17 protein-coding genes and 1 pseudogene are annotated in these 18,262 nt (G+C 69.5%); 7 read left to right on the top strand and 11 right to left on the bottom strand.

Annotated features, from left to right (window positions below; all coding sequences use genetic code 11):
• Window positions 1–68 precede the first annotated feature (68 nt).
• From ccsB to hemL, 7 genes are all read right to left on the bottom strand, one after another.
• Window positions 69–1,157, bottom strand: a complete 1,089-nt coding sequence (ccsB, locus tag OG413_RS13980) for a c-type cytochrome biogenesis protein CcsB (RefSeq protein WP_266805580.1) — start codon at window positions 1,155–1,157, stop codon at window positions 69–71.
• Window positions 1,154–3,010, bottom strand: coding sequence for a cytochrome c biogenesis protein ResB (locus tag OG413_RS13975; protein ID WP_266805578.1), 1,857 nt, complete (start codon window positions 3,008–3,010; stop codon window positions 1,154–1,156). Before OG413_RS13975 ends, ccsB begins: the two co-directional genes overlap by 4 nt.
• Before the next feature lie 4 nt (window positions 3,011–3,014).
• Window positions 3,015–3,770: a cytochrome c biogenesis CcdA family protein gene (locus OG413_RS13970; RefSeq protein WP_266805576.1), complete on the bottom strand. Its 756-nt coding sequence runs from the start codon at window positions 3,768–3,770 to the stop codon at window positions 3,015–3,017.
• 4 nt (window positions 3,771–3,774) lie between these two features.
• The gene (locus tag OG413_RS13965) at window positions 3,775–4,377 is read right to left on the bottom strand and encodes a TlpA disulfide reductase family protein (RefSeq protein WP_266805574.1); all 603 of its coding nucleotides are present in this window, start codon (window positions 4,375–4,377) and stop codon (window positions 3,775–3,777) included.
• A gap of 67 nt (window positions 4,378–4,444) precedes the next feature.
• Window positions 4,445–5,698 (bottom strand): hypothetical protein, encoded by a 1,254-nt coding sequence (locus tag OG413_RS13960; RefSeq protein ID WP_266805573.1) that lies wholly within the window; start codon window positions 5,696–5,698, stop codon window positions 4,445–4,447.
• 498 nt (window positions 5,699–6,196) lie between these two features.
• Window positions 6,197–6,844, bottom strand: coding sequence for a histidine phosphatase family protein (locus tag OG413_RS13955; protein WP_266810135.1), 648 nt, complete (start codon window positions 6,842–6,844; stop codon window positions 6,197–6,199).
• Between the two features lie 89 nt (window positions 6,845–6,933).
• Entirely contained in the window at window positions 6,934–8,241 is a 1,308-nt protein-coding gene (hemL, locus tag OG413_RS13950) for a glutamate-1-semialdehyde 2,1-aminomutase (protein WP_266805571.1), read from the bottom strand.
• A 284-nt stretch (window positions 8,242–8,525) separates the two neighbouring features.
• Here hemL and OG413_RS13945 point away from each other — a divergent pair, with 284 nt between their 5' ends.
• A complete protein-coding gene (locus tag OG413_RS13945; RefSeq protein WP_266805570.1) occupies window positions 8,526–9,110 on the top strand; it encodes a hypothetical protein in 585 nt (194 codons plus the stop codon).
• 96 nt (window positions 9,111–9,206) lie between these two features.
• Here the strand turns inward: OG413_RS13945 and OG413_RS13940 are convergent, their stop codons facing one another.
• Window positions 9,207–9,596 carry a hypothetical protein gene (locus OG413_RS13940; RefSeq protein ID WP_266805568.1) on the bottom strand — a complete coding sequence of 130 codons (390 nt, stop codon included), beginning with the start codon at window positions 9,594–9,596 and terminating at the stop codon, window positions 9,207–9,209.
• A 668-nt stretch (window positions 9,597–10,264) separates the two neighbouring features.
• Here OG413_RS13940 and OG413_RS13935 point away from each other — a divergent pair.
• Window positions 10,265–10,645 carry a MerR family transcriptional regulator gene (locus tag OG413_RS13935; protein ID WP_266805566.1) on the top strand — a complete coding sequence of 127 codons (381 nt, stop codon included), beginning with the start codon at window positions 10,265–10,267 and terminating at the stop codon, window positions 10,643–10,645.
• A 29-nt stretch (window positions 10,646–10,674) separates the two neighbouring features.
• On the opposite strand, the gene OG413_RS13930 is transcribed toward OG413_RS13935, so the two are convergent.
• Window positions 10,675–11,757 (bottom strand): acyl-CoA dehydrogenase family protein, encoded by a 1,083-nt coding sequence (locus OG413_RS13930; protein ID WP_266805564.1) that lies wholly within the window; start codon window positions 11,755–11,757, stop codon window positions 10,675–10,677.
• Window positions 11,758–12,203: 446 nt separating this feature from the next.
• Here OG413_RS13930 and OG413_RS13925 point away from each other — a divergent pair, with 446 nt between their 5' ends.
• Entirely contained in the window at window positions 12,204–12,938 is a 735-nt protein-coding gene (locus tag OG413_RS13925) for a Mut7-C RNAse domain-containing protein (RefSeq protein ID WP_266805562.1), read from the top strand.
• A gap of 42 nt (window positions 12,939–12,980) precedes the next feature.
• On the opposite strand, the gene OG413_RS13920 is transcribed toward OG413_RS13925, so the two are convergent.
• The gene (locus tag OG413_RS13920) at window positions 12,981–13,496 is read right to left on the bottom strand and encodes a hypothetical protein (RefSeq protein ID WP_266805560.1); all 516 of its coding nucleotides are present in this window, start codon (window positions 13,494–13,496) and stop codon (window positions 12,981–12,983) included.
• Between the two features lie 177 nt (window positions 13,497–13,673).
• Here OG413_RS13920 and OG413_RS13915 point away from each other — a divergent pair, with 177 nt between their 5' ends.
• Together OG413_RS13915 and OG413_RS13910 are read left to right on the top strand one after the other, a co-directional pair.
• A complete protein-coding gene (locus tag OG413_RS13915; protein WP_073725575.1) occupies window positions 13,674–14,009 on the top strand; it encodes a YnfA family protein in 336 nt (111 codons plus the stop codon).
• Between the two features lie 108 nt (window positions 14,010–14,117).
• A pseudogene (locus tag OG413_RS13910) lies at window positions 14,118–14,873 on the top strand (SDR family NAD(P)-dependent oxidoreductase); the annotation flags it as partial.
• Between the two features lie 67 nt (window positions 14,874–14,940).
• Here OG413_RS13910 and OG413_RS13905 read toward each other — a convergent pair.
• Window positions 14,941–16,134, bottom strand: coding sequence for an RtcB family protein (locus OG413_RS13905; RefSeq protein WP_266805558.1), 1,194 nt, complete (start codon window positions 16,132–16,134; stop codon window positions 14,941–14,943).
• A gap of 173 nt (window positions 16,135–16,307) precedes the next feature.
• On the opposite strand from OG413_RS13905, the gene OG413_RS13900 reads away from it, so the two are divergent.
• Entirely contained in the window at window positions 16,308–17,126 is an 819-nt protein-coding gene (locus OG413_RS13900) for a DUF3558 domain-containing protein (RefSeq protein ID WP_266805557.1), read from the top strand.
• Window positions 17,127–17,343: 217 nt separating this feature from the next.
• On the top strand, window positions 17,344–18,198 hold the full coding sequence (locus OG413_RS13895) for a DUF3558 domain-containing protein (RefSeq protein ID WP_266805556.1): 855 nt from the start codon (window positions 17,344–17,346) through the stop codon (window positions 18,196–18,198).
• Window positions 18,199–18,262 lie beyond the last annotated feature (64 nt).

The following is an 18,262-nucleotide window of genomic DNA, read 5'->3' as shown; positions in this document are numbered from 1 at the left end:
GTGAAAGACGGCTGCCCGCCCCCTGCTGTGCACGGGGGGCGGGCAGCCGTTTCGCGTACCGCTGTGTCTCAGACTCCGGCGTAGGAGTGCTTGCCGGTGACGAAGATGTTCACGCCGTAGTAGTTGAACAGCCAGCAGCCGAACGCGACGAGCGCCAGGTAGGCGGCCTTGCGGCCCTTCCACCCGGCGGTGGCGCGGGCGTGCAGATAGCAGGCGTACGCGACCCAGGTGATGAAGGACCAGACCTCCTTGGGGTCCCAGCCCCAGTAGCGGCCCCACGCGTCGCCCGCCCAGATCGCGCCCGCGATGATCGTGAACGTCCACAGCGGGAAGACGGCGGCGTTGATCCGGTACGCGAACTTGTCCAGGGACGACGCGGAGGGCAGCCGCTCCATGACCGAGGTGGCGAACTTCCCCGGCGTACCGCCGCTCGCGATCCGGTTCTCGTAGCCGTCACGGAACAGGTAGAGCACCGTGCCGACCGCGCCCAGGTAGAAGACGGCGCCGCAGATGATGGCGGTGGAGACGTGGATCCACAGCCAGTACGAGTGCAGCGCGGGCACCAGCTGGTCACTGTCGGTGTAGAGCGTGGTGGTCGCGATGCCGAGGTCCAGCAGAACCGTGGTGACCAGCGGCAGACCGATCCAGCGGACGTTCTTCTTCAGCAGGAGGAACACCAGGTACGCGCCGACCGCCACCGTGGAGAAGGTGATGGAGAACTCGTACATGTTGGCCCAGGGGGCCCGCTCCACCGACATCGCGCGGGCGATGACACCGCCCGCCTCGACCAGGAAGCCGAGGACGGTGAGGGAGATCGCGATCCGCCCCCACATGTCGCCCTTGAACGTGCCGCCGGCCGCGCCGGGGCCGTCGGGGACGTCCCGGGTCCCGGCCGCGGAACGGGTGACGATCGCGGGGCGTTCCAGCACGGCGGTCGCGCCGTTCTTCCCGGCGACCTGCACCTTCACCGTGGAGTCGGCCGTCTTGGCACCGGTCCCGGCCAGCGCGGCGGCGGTACGGCCGACCTTGCTGCGGCTGCCGAAGACCCACTCCGCGATGTGCGCGAAGAAGGCCAGGGTGTAGACGGCCATCGACGAATAGATCAGCACATTGCTGGTGTGCGCCAGATTCTCGTTGGTTGCGGCGGCGAGATTCACTTCTCAGCCCCTTCGGCAGGCTTTTCGGCAGGTTGTACGGGATCGGCCCCGGGGCCACTCGCGACAGCGGGGTCATGCGGCGCGGCGGGATCGCCGGTCGCGACAGCGGAATCGTCAGTCGCGTCGGGGGCGTTGGACGCGTCAGGGTCGCCGGTCGCCGGAGTGTCGGGCGCCGGAGCGTCGGTCGCGGCGGGCGCGACGGGCGCCACCGCGCTGAGGTCGGCCACGAGATCGGCCAGCTCCTCGGGAAGCTTCGCGGACTCGCTGCGGCCCAGGCCCGCCATCTCCACGACCGTGACACCGTCCGCTCCGCGTACCGCCCGCACCCACACCCGGCGGCGCTGGATGAACAGCGACCCGGCGAGTCCGGCGATGGCCGCGATGGCCCCGGTGAGTGCCCAGCCGGTGCCCGGCTGCTGCGAGATCTGGAAGCTCGCCCACTCCTCGACGCTCTCGAAGGTGATCGAACCGCCGCCGTCGGGCAGCTTCATCGACTCGCCGGGGCGCAGCCGCTCCTTGAGCTGCTTGCCCTCGGCGTTCTTGAACTCCTTCATGTCCTTCTTGTCGAGCTGGTACACGTTCTGCGGCAGCCCGGAGTCGACGCCGAGGGACCCGTGGTAACCGTTCAGGGCCAGCACCGGGTAGTCGGCGGCGGGGAACTGGGAGAACATCGTGCCCATGCCGTCGCCCGCGAACGTCGGGACGAAGAATGCCTGGAAACCCAGCTGGGTCTTCTTGCCGTTCTTGTCGCGGTAGCCGTCCATCACCTTGATCGCGCCGGTCGAGGTGACGTTGTTGTCGATCGGCAGCAGCGGCACGGCACCCCGCGAGACGACCTTGCCCCTGCCGTCCCTGACGGTGATGACCGGGGCGTAGCCGTGCGCGTTGAGATAGACCTTGGTGTGGCCGACGACCAGCGGCTCGTTGACCCTGATGACGGACTTCTTCGGCTTGCCGTCCGCACCCTCGGAGTACGTCACACGGGCCTCGTACGTCCGGGGCGTACCGCGCTGCGGGCCGCTCTTCGCGTACGTACCGACGAAGTTGTCGAGCGTGAAGCTGAACGGGACGAGCGAGTCGGTGTCGTACAGCGAGCCCGACTTGAAGTCGTCGTACTGGGTGAGCGTGTTGGAGAAACCGTCACCCTCGACGACCAGCTTGCCGCCCTCGGACTTGAAGAGCTGACCCGCGCCGAAGGCCACCAGCATCACGATGAGCGACACATGGAACATCAGGTTCCCGGCCTCGCGCAGATAGCCCTTCTCGGCGGCGACCGCGTCACCCACCGCGTGCGAGCGGAAGCGCCGCCGACGCAGCGTGGCGAGGGCCGCCTCGCGGACCTGCTCGGGGTCGGCCTCGGTGCGCCACGTCGTGTACGCGGGCAGCCGGGTCAGCCGCTTCGGCGCGCCCGGCGGACGGCTGCGCAGCTGGCCGACGAACTGGCCGGTGCGCGGCACGATGCAGCCGATCAGCGAGATGAACAGCAGTATGTAGATCGCGGAGAACCACACGGAGCTGTAGACGTCGAAGAACTGGAGCTTCTCGTAGATCGGCGTGACGGTGGTGTGGGCTTCCTTGAAGGTCTGCACCTTCAGTTCGTCCACGCTGTTCTGCGGGATCAGCGAGCCGGGGATGGCGCCGAGCGACAGCAGGAACAGCAGGATCAGCGCGACCCGCATCGAGGTGAGCTGGCGCCAGAACCAGCGCGCCCAGCCGATGACACCCATGGCGGGCACGGTCCCGCCGGACTCGCGCTCGGGGCGCTCCTCGCGCGGCGCGGTGGAGAGCTGTTCCCCGGCGGCGCCGAGCTCACGCTCCTGCTCGCGCTCGTCCGTGGTGTTCGTCTTGCTCATGAACTCAGATCCCCACAGTGAAGCCGTTGGACCAGACCTGCATCTCCTGGATGAGCGTCGCCCAGACGCCCGTCAGCAGAAGGATTCCGGTCACGATCATCATGCCGCCACCGATCCGCATGACCCATGCGTAGTGGCGCTTTATCCAGCCGAACGCGCCGAGTGCCTTACGGAAGGCGACGGCCGCCAGGACAAACGGGACGCCAAGTCCGAGACAGTACGCGACGGTCAGTAGCGCCCCGCGCCCGGCGGTGCCCTGGTTGACCGAGAGGGTCAGCACGGAGGCGAGCGTCGGGCCGATGCAGGGCGCCCAGCCGATCCCGAACAGGGCACCCAGCAGCGGTGCGCCGGCCAGCCCGGCGGCCGGCCGCTTGTGAATGCGGAACTCGCGCTGCGTCACCCCGGGCAACAGCCCCATGAAGAAGATCCCCATGAGGATCATCAGGGCGCCGAGGACCTTGTTGAGTACGTCGGAGTGTTCCTGGAGCTCCTGGCCGAAGTAGCCGAAGAGCGCCCCGCTGGACACGAACACGGCGGTGAACCCGAGCACGAACAGGGAAGCGCCCGCGACGACCCGGCCGCGCCGGGCCTCGGCCAGGTCGGTGCCGCTGATCCCGGTGACGTAACTGAGGTAGCCGGGGACCAGGGGCAGGACACAGGGCGAGAAGAAGGAGATCAGACCCGCGAGGAGGGCGAGCGGCAGCGCCACCAGCAGGGCCCCGCTGAGGACGGTCTCGTTGTACGCGGCGAGCGTGATCACCGGATCACTTCTCCGCGATCAGCGGGTCGAGCATCTTGCGCAGCTTCTCCGCGTTCAGGGCCTGGAGCGTGCGGGCGGCGATCTTGCCGTCGCGGTCGATGACGACCGTCGAGGGGATGGCCTGGAGGTTCAGGGTGCCCTTGGGGAAGCGGAGGATGAGCTTTCCGGTCGGGTCGTGGAAGCTCGGATACGTGACGCCGAAGTCCTTCTCGAAGTTCACCGCCAGGTCCTTCTGGGGGTCCCGGACGTTGATCCCGATGAACTGGACACCCTGGTCCGCGGTCTCCTGCTGCACCTTCACGAAGTGCTTGGCCTCAAGGCGGCAGGGGCCGCACCAGGAGCCCCAGGCGTTCAGGACGATGACCTTGCCCTTGTAGTCGGCGAGGTCGAGCGGCTTGCCGTCCAGGCTCGTTCCGTCGAGCTTCGGCGCGGCGGTCCGGTCGCCCTTGGCGACGGTGGAGATGCCCCCGCTGCCGGTGACGAAGTTCGTGCTTCCGCCGCCACCGGCCTTGTTGCCGTCCCCACACGCGGACAGGGTCAGGGCACCGGCCACAGCCGTGGCGGCGAGCAGGGTGAAGCGGCGTCGGGATGCGCGGCCAGAGCTCATGTGAAAAGTTTCGCATGGCAGTTTCCGCGATCTCCCGCACCCCCCTCGGTGCCCGTAAAGCCCCTTGTCAGGCCTGTTTAAAGAAGGTGTTCCAGCCGCCTGCGGGCGACTGACCGACCTCCAGCGAACGGAGCTTCGCGAGCACCGCCGGATCTTGCGCGTCGAGCCAGTCGACGAACTGCCGGAAGGAGACGAGGCGCACATCCGGCTTACCGGCGATCTTCTTGATCACTTCTTCCACGGCGTCCATATAGATGCCGCCGTTCCACTCCTCGAAGTGGTTGCCGATGAAGAAGGGTGCGCGATTGCTCTCGTACGCGCGCTGGAAACCGGCGAGATACGCACCGGCGGCCTGGGTGCGCCAGCCCGGATAGCGCGAGGGCATTCCCTTGGTCGAGTTCTTCGACTGATTGGCGAGGATGTTGTAGTCCATCGAGAGAACCTCGAAGGAGTGCCCGGGAAACGGCATTCCCTGGAGCGGGAGATCCCACACACCCAGGCGCTTCTCGGGCCACATCTGACGGCCGCCGGGCGAACTCGCGTCATAGCGCCACCCCAGCTTCTTCGCCGTCGGCAGCAGATTGTCCTGGCCGAGCAGACAGGGGGTACGGCCGCCGATGAGTTCCTTGCGGTAGTCGAAAGGCAGCGGATCGAGGTCGTCCCAGCCGGTGTTGGTCCGCCATTCGGTGACGAACGAGACCGCCTGATTGATCTCGCTGTGCCATTGCGCGGGGGTCCAGTTGCCGACGGAACCGGAACCGCCGCAGAAATGCCCGTTGAAGTGGGTGCCGATCTCATGACCGTCGGTCCACGCCTGACGGACGTACTTCAGCGTCTCCTTGACGTGACCGTCGGTGAGATAGCCGATGTCGGAGGCGCCGCGGGGGTTGTTCGGCGGCCGGTACAGCGACTTCTTCGACTCGGGCAGGAGGTACAGCCCGGAGAGGAAGAAGGTCATCGCCGCGTCGTGTTCCTTGGCCAGTTCGAGAAAGCGCGGGAAGAGCCCGTTGCCTACCTCGCCCGCACCGTCCCAGGAAAAGATCACGAACTGCGGAGGCGTCTGACCGGGTTCGAGCCGAACCGGGGCGGAGGGCTGATTCGGCTGCTTTCCGGTATCGGCGGTGGAACCGTCACCGATCAGCCGGACGTCCTTCTTCCCGGCACCGCTGCCGCGGCCGTTCCCGTCGGTCCCCTTGTCGCCCTTGTCGAGCCCGGAGCGACTGCTGTCCGAGGAGTCGAAGGAGCCGCAGCCGGCGATTCCGATCGCAGCCGCGGCTCCGAGTCCAGCTCCGAGCAGTCCCCTTCGATTGATCTCGCGCATGCCGTCCCCATCTGCGGTCGTTTTACCTCAAGTCCATACAAACTGGCAGAGGCTTAGATGGGTGAAGCAACACGGGGGTTCCCCCGATTAACACATTTTTCGTTACGCGACCAGACCCTTACGGATCCTGCACATGAAGAGACCGCAGCAAATCAACCCGCCCGGCACACCAGACCCGCCGGCTCATCAGGCCCGTCCGGCGCTTGAGGACAGGCCCGCACGCGGGCACACCCGCACAGGCGCACCCCGGCACCCCATCAAGCCGTCCGGCGATTGAGGACAGCCCGCCACGGGGGTGCACCCGCACAAGCACATCAGACCCACCCGGCGCATCAAGCCCGTCCGCCACACCAAGCCCGTCCGGCGCTTGAGGACACACCCGCACGCGGGGGTGCACCCGCACAGGCAAAATCAAGCCCGTCCGGCGCTTGAGGACACACCCGCCCGCGGGCACACCCCGCACAGGCGCCCCCGGCAGACCCCCCTACCCCCGCCGCCCTACGCCCCGAACGCCTTCGACTTCCCCTTCACCGGCTTGGCCCCCGCCAGGAGATGCGTCGGCACCAGATCCCGCGCCGGCTCCGAATACCCCACCGACACGATCTTGTCGCCCCGGTACGTGAAGCTGGTCAGCGAGGCCAGCGTGCACTGCCGCTTGCGCGGGTCGTGCCACAGCCTCCGCCGCTCGACGAAGGACCGCACGATCCAGATCGGCAGCTGATGGCTGACACAGACCGCCTCGTGCCCCCGCGCGGCGTCGCGCGCCGCGTCCAGCGCGCCCATCATCCGTACGACCTGCTCGATGTACGGCTCACCCCACGACGGCCGGAACGGATTCGTCAAGTGCTTCCAGTTGTCCGGCTTGCGCAGCGCCCCGTCGCCGACCCCGAAGGTCTTGCCCTCGAAGACGTTGGCGGCCTCGATGAGGCGTTCGTCGGTGGCCAGTTCCAGGCCGTGCGACGTGGCGACCGGGGTCGCCGTCTCCTGGGCCCGCTCCAGCGGGGAGGCGACGACATGGGTGATATCGCGCTTCTCCAGGTGCTCGGCGACCCGGTCGGCCATCTTCCGGCCGAGCTCGGAGAGGTGGTAGCCGGGGCGCCGCCCGTAGAGGACGCCGTCCGGGTTGTGCACCTCGCCGTGGCGCATGAGGTGGACGACGGTGATGTCCTGCGCCCGCTCTGCGTCCACGCGGTCGGCGTCCACGCGGTCGGCGCCCTCGCGGTTTCCGTTCTCGCTCATGCGGTGGCCTCCGATGCGGCACGGGCAGCTGCGGGCAGGGCGGCGGCGATCCGCTCGACGGCCTGCGTGTCGTGGGCGGTGGAGACGAACCAGGACTCGAAGGCGGACGGCGGCAGATAGACGCCCTGGGCCAGCATCGAGTGGAAGAAGGCGGTGAAGCGGAAGGCTTCCTGCTTCTTCGCGTCCTCGTAATTGAGGACGGGCTCATCGGTGAAGAACACGGAGAACATGTTGCTGGCCGCCGACACCGTGTGCGCGACGCCCTCCTTGGTGAACGCCTCGCTCACCAGCCCCCGCAGCTCCGCGGAGACCGCGTCGATCTTCGCGTACGCCGCGTCGTCCAGCAGGCGCAGCTGAGCGAGCCCGGCGGCGGTGGCGACGGGGTTCCCGGAGAGGGTGCCCGCCTGGTAGACGGGCCCGGCCGGGGCGAGGTGCGCCATCACGTCGGCGCGCCCGCCGAAGGCCGCCGCGGGGAAGCCGCCGCCCATGACCTTGCCGAACGTCATCAGGTCGGGCCGGACACCGTCGATGCCGTACCAGCCGGCCTTCGAGGTACGGAATCCGGTCATGACCTCGTCGGAGATGTAGAGCGCCCCGTTGGCCGCGCAGATCTCCTTGAGCCCGGCGTTGAAACCGTCCAGCGGCGGGACGACGCCCATGTTGCCGGGCGACGCCTCGGTGATCACACAGGCGATCTCGCCGGGCGCCGCGGCGAACGCGGCCCGCACGGCGTCCAGGTCGTTGTACGGCAGCACGATCGTGTCGCCGGCCTGGGCTCCCGTGACACCGGGGGTGTCGGGCAGCCCGAAGGTGGCGACGCCGGACCCGGCGGCGGCCAGCAGCGCGTCGACGTGCCCGTGGTAGCACCCGGCGAACTTCACGACCTTGGCCCGGCCGGTGAAGCCGCGGGCCAGCCGGATCGCGGACATGGTCGCCTCGGTGCCGGACGAGACCAGGCGCACCTGCTCGACGGGCTCGATACGGGAGACGATCTCCTCGGCCAGCGCGACCTCGCCCTCGCCGGGCGTACCGAACGAGGTGCCCCGCCCGACCGCGTCCTGGACGGCGGCGATGACCTCGGGGTGGGAGTGGCCGAGGATCATCGGCCCCCACGAGCACACGAGGTCGACGTACTCGCGGCCGTCGGCATCGGTGAGGTACGGACCGGTGCCGGACACCATGAACCGGGGCGTACCGCCCACGGCCCGGAAGGCACGCACGGGAGAGTTCACGCCGCCGGGCGTCACGACGGACGCACGGTCGAACAGCGACTGCGAAACTGGGGCTTCGTATGAATACGACACTTTGGTCCTGATCTGCGATTCGGGTGTCGGAGGGCCGGGCCGGAAATCTCGGCCGCCGGTGAGCAGGGAGCGCGCTCTCCCCGTATCACGAAAGGGCGTCGACCCTCTCACGTCTGCGAAACTGAGGCGTCATAGGGAAAGCTCACACATGCCATGGTGTCAGAGGCACGGACGGTCTTGCGGACAGGTGTTTCACCGCACGCCCGTGGGGGAGGTCACTGACACGATGATCGGGTTGCGCGGCGGGGGCTGTGTCTCCTAAGAAGTAGTCGGGTGGATGAGATATGCATCGCGGTGGCGGAGTGGGCGAAGGGACCGACGACCTGGGGCCCGAGCCTGCCCGGCGAGGGCGGCACCGGCGCGAGGCCGAGCGCGCACAGGGCAGGCAGGCGGGGAACGCCGCAGGCCCCGGGAGCAGGAGCAGTGGCCGGGTGGGGGTGACCTACAAGTATTTCGGTGCCCCCAACGGGGCCACCGCCGCACGCGTGCCCATTTCGATGCGCCCGGAGGAGCTGGGCGGCGACGAGCTGGGCATGGGCGGCATGTTCAGCAAGATCAAGCCGGAGACGGTGGCGGCCATGGTCCTCACCGGCATCCAGGGCATACCCCTGTACAAGGTCCCCCCGCTCGAACTGGTCGTGCTGCACCCCGACTACGCGGTGGTCAAGCTCCCCATGACGGTCGTCGACCCGCTGCGCGGCGTCGGTGAGGAATCGGTCGGCGCGGCGGCCTTCATCTGGTCCACGGTGCCCGACCGCGGCGGACCGCGTGACGCGTTCAACGTCTACCAGCTGCTCCACGAGTGGCAGGACTTCTCCCACCGGCTGCACGACGCGGGGCACCAGGCGTACTGCCTGGTCTGGCCCTGACAAGAAGCCGGATCCGATCCACGCGATGAGGGCTCGGCCGACAGGTGTCGGCCGAGCCCTCATCGCTTCTCGTCCGGCTGTCTTCGTGCCGGTGGATCACTGGTAGCTGAAGTCGCCCACGGTCCAGGCACCGACGTCCTCGATCGAGACGCGGTACATCCCGCCCGTCTCCGGGATCCCCACCGTGCCCTGCAGAATCCGGGCGACGTGGAAGTGAAGGTGCGTGGGCGGTCCGTCCGCGCGTACGGGGGCGGAGGCCGACGCGGGGGACGCGGCGGAGGCCGACGCGGTGAAGGTGCCGGAGAACTCGCCCAGCTGGGCCGAATCCGTCAGCACCTCCGCGACACGCCGCCTCCACACCGCTTCGGGAGCCAGGCGGCCGGTGATGACTGTGCCGCCGACGACCACGGTCAGGGACATCTGGTTGCTTTGTCCGGACTCCACCATCGTGGCGACATCAACGAGCAGTTCGTCAGGCTTCGACATGAGAGCCGAGTCTATTCCGGAGGCCCGCCGGATCGCGCGGCGCAGGTGTGCAACGGGGAGACACGGGAAGGGTGCCCCATCACTGGAGTCAAACTATCTACACCTCCAGCCCGCCAAAATCTGTCCTCGCGAGGATAGACATTGGCGATGGGCGCGGCTATGGTTTCTCTCGTAGCCAAGAACACGAAGGGTCCGGCAGACACGAACTGCCGGGCAGTCGGTGGTGCGCGGTATCTCGGCGGAGGCGCCTTCGGGCGCACGCGCCGAGGAGTTCGGCACTCGGGTCCTCCGCCCGGCCACGCAAGCGGGCGGCGGGACGGTCTGCCGGGCAAGGTGCCCGCAGTTGCAGGGGGCACCGCCGGGCACCACCGGTTCAGCAGAACGTTGATTCAGAGGAAGAACGCCAGAGGGAAGAACGGAGGAAGCAGGCGCCATCAGGATCGCCCGGGTGAGAAGTACGCAGCCCGGGTACCGCAAGACCCCGGAACGGAAGGTGGTCCCCGGTCACCGCAATCGCGATCCCCGCACTCCCGCCCTTCTCCAGGGCGAACCGCGGAAACAGGAGGTCGGCGCGGCACTAGCGTCGGCAGATGGTGTTGAATTTCCTTCGGGGCCCTGGTGCCGTACGGCATCGGGGCCCCTCGACGCGTTCCCAAGAAGAGGTGCAGATGACAGCGGATAATCCGCTCGGCGGCCGACTGGACGATGACGACTACCCCGCCTACACGATGGGCCGGGCGGCGGAGATGCTCGGCACCACGGCCGGTTTCCTCCGTGCCATCGGAGAGGCCCGCCTGATCACCCCGCTCCGCTCCGAAGGCGGCCACCGGCGCTACTCGCGCTACCAGTTGCGGATCGCCGCCCGCGCCCGTGAGCTCGTCGACCAGGGCACCCCGGTCGACGCCGCCTGCCGCATCGTCATCCTTGAGGACCAACTTGAGGAAGCCCAGCGCATAAACGCCGAATTCCGCCGCACCGCAGCGGCCGGGCGGGGTGCCGACGGTCCGGGCGGTCCCGGCGGACGTGGCGTGTCACCTCAGAAGCCTTGAATCAGAAATCCTGAATCAGAGGCCCTGGATCAGAAGCCTTGAAGCGCGCGCCGGGCGGTGGCCTCCCGCAGTTGCGGAGTCTGCGCCTGGATCAGATGGAACTGCGCCTCCCTGGCCAGCCGTCCCGCCGTGTTGCCGAACTGGACGGCCCGGCCCCCCGTCGCCGCGACACAGGCGGTGGCCGCCCGGACCCCGAGGTCCAGGATCGCGGCCCGGTTCTCGATCCGGGCCGCGACCTCCTCCTCGGGCGCCAGGTCGTCGCGCAGGGCGTACGACTCGGCGCGCAGCAGGACCGCCTCCTCGGCCACCCGGTGGGCAAGGGTCTCGAACGGGGCGCCCGCGCGGGGCGCCGACGCGAGCAACAGGTCGACGGCGGCGCGGATATGGCCGAGGACGGCGGGGTGACAGTTCGCGTTCTCCAGGTCGTAGTCGCGGGCCCAGTCCGACCGGGGCGCGAGGGAGATCACGTCCTCCGGCGGTACGACGACATCCCGTAGTTCCACCGACGCGGTGTGGGTCCCCTCCATCGACCAGAGCGCCTGCGACCCCACCGGGACGAGCCCGCTGCCGGGCGCGCAGCCGGTCCGTACGAACAGGGCCCGGTCGTCCGGGGTGACGGCCCCGATGATCGCCACGTCCGCAATGCCCCAGCCGGTCATCCACGGCACCCGCCCCCGCAGCCGCCACCCGCCGTCGGTCTCCTCCGCGGTCACCGGGGGACGCGGGTGCCGCAGGTAGGCGAACCCGGCCGTGGCCAGCGTCCCGCCCGTGAGCAGCGAGGGCAGCCACCGGTCTCTCAGCTCGGTGTTGGCGGTCTTCTCCAGCGCTTTCACCAGGGCGTAGTGCTGGGTGAACACGAACCAGGTGGAGGGATCGACGGCGGACAGGATCTCGTGCACCTCGCGGGTCACCCGGCTCCGCGACGTACCGCTGCCGGGGGCGGGCCGGTAGTCGGCGAGACCGTGGGCACCGCAGCGGGCCAGGGCGTCCAGGTGCGAGCGGGTGACGCCCTCCTGAGCGGTCCGCTCGGCGAGGGGCCGCAGCACGCCGACCGCCACCTCGGTGACCGCGCGGACCAGCGGCTCGGCCGCCAGCTCCGGCGGGGTGGCCAATACGGTTCCTTCACCCGGCGCCCCATGCATGCGGAGATCTCCTTGTCCTGGGTCGGTCACTGGCTCGTACGGTGAATCCACTCTCCCCCGCGCCCGCCGCGCGAACACGGTGTATTCACCAAGTGGCCGGACCTCCGCGCACCCGCCCCGCCGACCACCGCACGCCGAATGCCACACGCACACCCACACGCCCCTATGCACATACATTCGGTCATATTCAGCCATTCATTGGCCGAAGAATGATCTTCGGCTGACCTGTCCGCCCGTCGCCCACCCGCCCCACCGGCGGTCCCGGCCCGGCGCGACAAGGACGGCGAACCTCGCCGGGCATTCCCGGGAACGACCGGGCCCCTGCACCACCGTCCGCCTCCCCGACCGACTACGCGCCCTGCGCCCTCCCCGCAAATCCCTGGCCGCCCACGTCCCCCCAGTGGCATCCTGACGGCGTGAACGGACCCGAGATCGCCCTCGAAGTCGCCCCGGAACTAAGGCTCTTCGTCGCCCATGAACGCCGCAGGGGACGTACGGCCGTCACCACGGACGGCGCCTCGACGCTCGGCCATGTCATCGAATCGCTCGGCGTCCCGCTCACCGAGGCCGGCCGGCTGCTCGTCGACGGCCGCCCCGTACCCCCCTCGCACGTTCCGGCAGCGGGCGAACTGATCGAGGTACGCGCCGTGGAACGCCCCCAGCAGGTCCCGGGCGCCCCCCTCCGCTTCCTCCTCGACGTCCATCTCGGCACGCTCGCACGGCGGTTGAGGCTCTTGGGCATCGATGCCGCGTACGAGAACGAGGACATCGGCGACGCGGCGCTGGCCACGCTGTCGGCGCGGGAACAGCGGGTCCTCCTCTCCCGGGACCGCGGACTGCTGCGGCGGCGGGAGATCTGGGCCGGGGCCTACGTCTACAGCGACCGGCCCCAGGAACAACTCCGCGACGTACTGGGCAGGTTCGCGCCGGTCCTCGCCCCGTGGACGCGGTGCACCGCGTGCAACGGGACGCTGGCCGAGGCCGACAAGGACTCCGTCAGCACCCGGCTGGAGCACGGCACGCAGCAGGCGTACGACGTGTTCGCGCAGTGCACCCAGTGCGCCCGCGTGTACTGGCGCGGCGCCCACCACGGCCACCTGGAGTCGATCGTCGCGGACGCGGTAAGCGAATTCGGCGGAACGGCGGCGTAGCAACGTCGGCGGCGCGGCGACGCCCGACAGCGGCCCACCGGCTCAGAAGACGTACGCGTCGCCGGTGGACGGAGCCAGCACCTCGTGCACGTTGTTCCGCGGGTCGCGGTCCACCGCACCCCCGTTCCACACCGTGTCGATGCGCACGACCACCTCGGCGGGCCGGCCCGCGAGCCGCAGATCGAAAGCGGTCCGCCGCTCTTGGCCGTCCGCGGTCAGCGCCCCCGTCCCGCACAGCACCGCCCGGCTGCCGCCCCGCAGACAGCCCGGCGGCAGCCCCCGCGGGGCGGAGAACGGATCCGAGAAGCGCAGCCGTACCGTCGCGTCCGTCAGATCCGCCGGACCCCGGTTCTCGCTCCGGAGCCAGACCCCGAGCCGGTCGCCACTCAGCGAGACGTGACCGTGGTGGGAGACGTCCGCCTGCGGCCCCGCCTCCCTGCCCGGGGCCACCGGGGTGGCCGCGGCCGAACCGCCCGTCCCCGCCCCCGGGATCACGGCCGTCGCGACCATCGCCGCGGCTGCGGACAGCACCAGCAGAGCTCTACGCGTCACTACCATGCCCGGAACATACCGATAACGCCGAATTCCCCCTATTTAATGACCGATCCGACGCGCCCGCAGCAACCCGCACAGCCCACGCACAGCCGGGGCGCGGCCCACCCATGGCCCGCCCGCGGACCGCCCGCAGACCACCCGCGGCATGGGCGCGGCCCCAGCTCATGAAATTCTGCCGCCATGCTCTTCGCCCGCTCCGCCGCCCTCTTCGTCGTCGCCGCCCTCTTCGAGATCGGTGGCGCCTGGCTCGTCTGGCAGGGAGTACGGGAGCACCGGGGCTGGATCTGGATCGGCGCCGGAGTCATCGCCCTGGGCGCGTACGGTTTCGTGGCCACGCTCCAGCCGGACGGCGAGTTCGGCCGCATCCTGGCCGCGTACGGCGGGGTCTTCGTCGCCGGTTCGATCGCCTGGGGCATGGTCGCCGACGGCTACCGCCCCGACCGCTGGGACGTCATCGGCGCGCTGGTCTGCCTGGCGGGCATGGCCCTGATCATGTACGCCCCGCGCGGCCGCTGAAACCCGCCGCGGACGGCCCCCCTCCGTCGTCCGCGCGGCCGCCGGAACCCGTCCGCACCGGCCTGCCTATCCTTGGCCCGTACCGATCAGCTGTCCGAGGAGATCGCCATGGCCGCCACCCCCATCGCCGTCATCACCGGCGCGAGCAGCGGCATCGGCGCCGCGACCGCCCGGCAGCTGGCCGCCGCCGGCTACCGCGTCGTGCTCACCGCCCGCCGCGAGGACCGCATCGAGGCGCTCGCCGCCGAGATCACCGCGGCGGGTCACCAGGCGACGGCGTACGCCCTGGACGTCACCGACCGCGCCGCGGTGGACGAGTTCGCCACCGCGTTCCGCAGCCTCGCCGTGCTCGTCAACAACGCGGGCGGAGCGCTCGGCGCCGACCCCATCGCGTCCGGCGACCCGGCGGACTGGCGCCAGATGTACGAGACGAACGTCATCGGCACCCTGAACGTCACCCAGGCCCTGCTCCCCGCCCTCACCGCGAGCGGCGACGGCACCATCGTGGTCCTCACCTCGACCGCGGGCCTGTCCACCTACGAGGGCGGCGGCGGCTACGTGGCGGCCAAGCACGGCGAACACGTCCTGGCCGAGACCCTGCGCCTGGAGATCGTCGGCACCCCGGTCCGCGTCATCGAGGTCGCCCCCGGCATGGTCAAGACGGAGGAGTTCGCGACCACCCGCTTCCGCGGCGACACCGAGAAGGCGGCCAAGGTCTACGCGGGCGTCGACGCCCCCCTCACCGCCGACGACGTGGCCGACACGATCACCTGGGCCATCACCCGCCCCAGCCACGTCAACATCGACCTCCTGGTGGTCCGCCCCCGCGCCCAGGCCTCCAACTCCAAGGTCCACCGGACGGTCCGACCCGACGGGGCGAGGTCAAGCGCTGAGGGCCACGGGCCGAGGCCCGAGGACCGACGGGGCGCCGTCAGCCCTTGACGCACACCACCTGCTTGAGCTTCGCGACGACCTCGACCAGGTCCCGCTGCTGATCGATGACCTGCTCGATCGGCTTGTAAGCGGCCGGGATCTCGTCCACGACACCGGAGTCCTTACGGCACTCCACGCCCCGCGTCTGCTCCTCCAGGTCCTTCGTGGAGAAGCGCCGCTTCGCCGCGCCACGGCTCATCCGGCGTCCCGCACCGTGCGACGCCGAGTTGAACGACTTCTCGTTCCCCAGGCCCTTCACGATGTACGAGCCGGTTCCCATGGAGCCCGGGATGATCCCGAATTCACCGGCTCCGGCGCGGATCGCGCCCTTGCGCGTGACCAACAGGTCGAGGCCGTCGTAGCGTTCGGCGCTGACGTAGTTGTGGTGGCAGCTGATCTCGGGCTCGAAGGCGACCTTCGCCTTCTTGAACTCCCGGCGCACGACGTCCTGGAAGAGCTTCATCATGATCGCGCGGTTGTACTTCGCGTACTCCTGCGCCCAGAAGAGGTCGTTGCGGTACGCCGCCATCTGCGGGGTGTCCGCGATGAAGACGGCCAGGTCACGGTCGACGAGGCCCTGGTTGTGCGGCAGCTTCTGCGCCTGGCCGATGTGGAAGTCGGCCAGTTCCTTGCCGATGTTCCGGGATCCGGAGTGCAGCATCAGCCAGACCGAACCTGTCCCATCGAGACAGAATTCAATAAAATGGTTGCCGGACCCGAGTGTTCCCATCTGCTTCGTGGCGCGTTCCTGACGGAATTTGACCGCATCGGCGACCCCATTGAACCGCCCCCAGAAATCGTCCCACCCCGATGTCGCGAACCCGTGCAGCGAGGCCGGGTTCACCATCTCGCCGTGCATCCCCCGGCCCACCGGAATGGCCTGCTCGATCTTCGAGCGCAGTCGCGAGAGGTCACCCGGCAGATCGTTGGCGGTCAGGGACGTCTTCACCGCGGACATGCCGCAGCCGATGTCCACGCCCACCGCCGCCGGGCAGACCGCGCCGTGCATCGCGATCACCGAGCCGACGGTCGCGCCCTTGCCGAAGTGGACGTCGGGCATCACGGCGAGGCCCTTGATCCAGGGCAGCGTGGCCACGTTCTGCAGCTGGCGCATCGCGACGTCCTCGACCGAAGCCGGGTCGGCCCACATTCGGATGGGAACCTTCGCCCCCGGTATCTCTACGTACGACATAACCCCTCGATTCCCCCGAAAAGACTGAAAGCGCAAAACCGGTGCCAAGATCGGCAAATGAGTCGGCCGACCGGCATTCACAGCGGTGCGTGCGATACACATTGTGTCCATCGGCCGCCTCCGAGCGGCAACCTGTTTTCTCGTACCGAAGGGAGCCTGGGACCGTGCGACACATGGCGTACGTACCCGGCGTCGCGCTCCTCGCAGCGCTCGTCGTCGGCTGCAGTTCCGGCTCGGACGGCGACGCTGCCGACGCCGACAGCAAGCCGGGCAGCCCCACGGTCTCGGCCGCGCCCCCCGGCAAGTACCGCACGCTGCCCGAGGCTTGCCGCGCCGTGCCGCCCGGCACGCTGAAGGACCTGCTCCCCGGAACCGCCGAACTGCCGCAGGACCAGCAGGAGAAGGTCTTCCAGGGCGCCCCGTCCGTCACCTATGACACCGATCGCAAGGTCGGCTGCACGTGGAAGGCCGAGGCCCCGGACGGGTCCCGGAACCTGGTCATCGACTTCGAGCGCGTCGTGTCGTACGACCCCGCCGTCAGCGACGACGACCGCGCCCGCGACGTGTACGCGCAGCGGGAGAACGCGGCCGACCTGCCGACCGCCGCCGCGCCCCACGAGGACGAGAAGAAGGACAAGGAGGAGGAGACGGCGAAAAAGGACAAGGCCTCGGTCACCCCCTCCGGCACCCCCACCACCCCGTCCGCTCCCGCCACCGACGCCTCCACCGGCGGCGGGAGCGACACCGACGACCTCCGGCCGCGCGTCCTGGACCACCTCGGAGACACCGCGTTTCTGGACGATCTGCTCACACAGGCAGGTTCCACCGCACAGCACCGCACCGTAAGCGTGGTATTCCGCACATCGAACGTCATCGTGACCGTCGAGTACACCGAGCAGCCGTCCCTCGTCACCGAGGTGCCCGACAGCAAGGAACTCCAGGAGAAGGCCCAGGCACTGGCCCGGACGCTGGCCGAGGGGCTCAGCGAGTAGACCCGTCGCGGCCGCCGCCGCGAGGGCGGATTCCGGTCCGCCGGGGTCCGTGACCGTGGCGGCATCCGGGCCCCGTCCGTCGTACCGTGGCTCTTCGGCACCACCCACACCGACCGGCAGCACCCCCACCGACCGGCAACCCCCACCGACCGGCCGCCCGCCGAGAGACCGCCCGCCCGCACGACCGAGATCTCCGTGCCATCCGAGTGAAGGAACCATGCACCGATCAGCCCCGCGACTGTCCCGCATACTCGCCTGCGCCGCCGTTCCGGTGATGCTCGTAGCCGCCGGCTGCTCGTCGGACTCCGACGGCAAGAAGGACTCGGGCTCCTCCTCGGCCGCATCCCCGAGCGCGAAGAAGTCGAAGGCGACCGTCGAGGCGGCGAAGTTCGACGCCCTGCCCGACCCGTGCACCTCGATCACCAAGAAGACGATCGAGGACCTGGTGCCCAAGGCCAAGAAGAAGGGCGGCACGGCCGGCAAGTCCAGCGACCTCACGTCCCGCGGCAGCTGCTCCTGGAACGGTCTGGACGACAACGGCGTCAAGGGTTCGCAGTACCGCTGGCTCGACGTCGGCTTCACCCGCTTCGACTCGGACCAGGCCCTGGGCAGCGGCGCCAAGCGCGCCACGGACGACTACGCGAAGCAGATCGTCAAGGCCCAGGCGAGCGAGGGCGCCGAGAAGCTCGCGACGGCCCCCGTCACCGGCATCGGTGAGCAGGCAACCGCCGTCACGTACGGCCTGACCAAGACGAGCGAGGACTTCAAGTACGCGACGGTCGTGGCGCGTACGGGCAACGTCGTCGTCACCCTCACCTACAACGGTGCGGGCTACGCGGGCGCCAAGACCCCCTCCGCCTCGGACATCCTGAAGGGCGCCGAGAAGGCGGCCAAGGAAGCGGTCGCCGCGGTCGGCGGCGCCGACGGCTCCGAGGCCCCCTCCACCACCACCGGCAGCCCCTCGACGAAGCCCAAGGCCAAGACCGACGCCAAGGACGACGCCAAGTCCGGCTCCGGCGACAAGGCCAACCCGAAGACGACCCGCAAGCCGTCCGCGAAGACCACGCACTAGTCACCCGGGGCCCGGTCCGACGGCCCGGCAAGAAGCCGCCGGGCGCCCGAACGGCCCTGCCCAG

It is taken from the genome of Streptomyces sp. NBC_01433 (assembly GCF_026340105.1).
Taxonomy (GTDB): domain Bacteria; phylum Actinomycetota; class Actinomycetes; order Streptomycetales; family Streptomycetaceae; genus Streptomyces.
The sequence above is the reverse complement of the archived record's forward strand: the minus strand, read 5'-3'. Positions and strand labels throughout refer to the sequence as shown.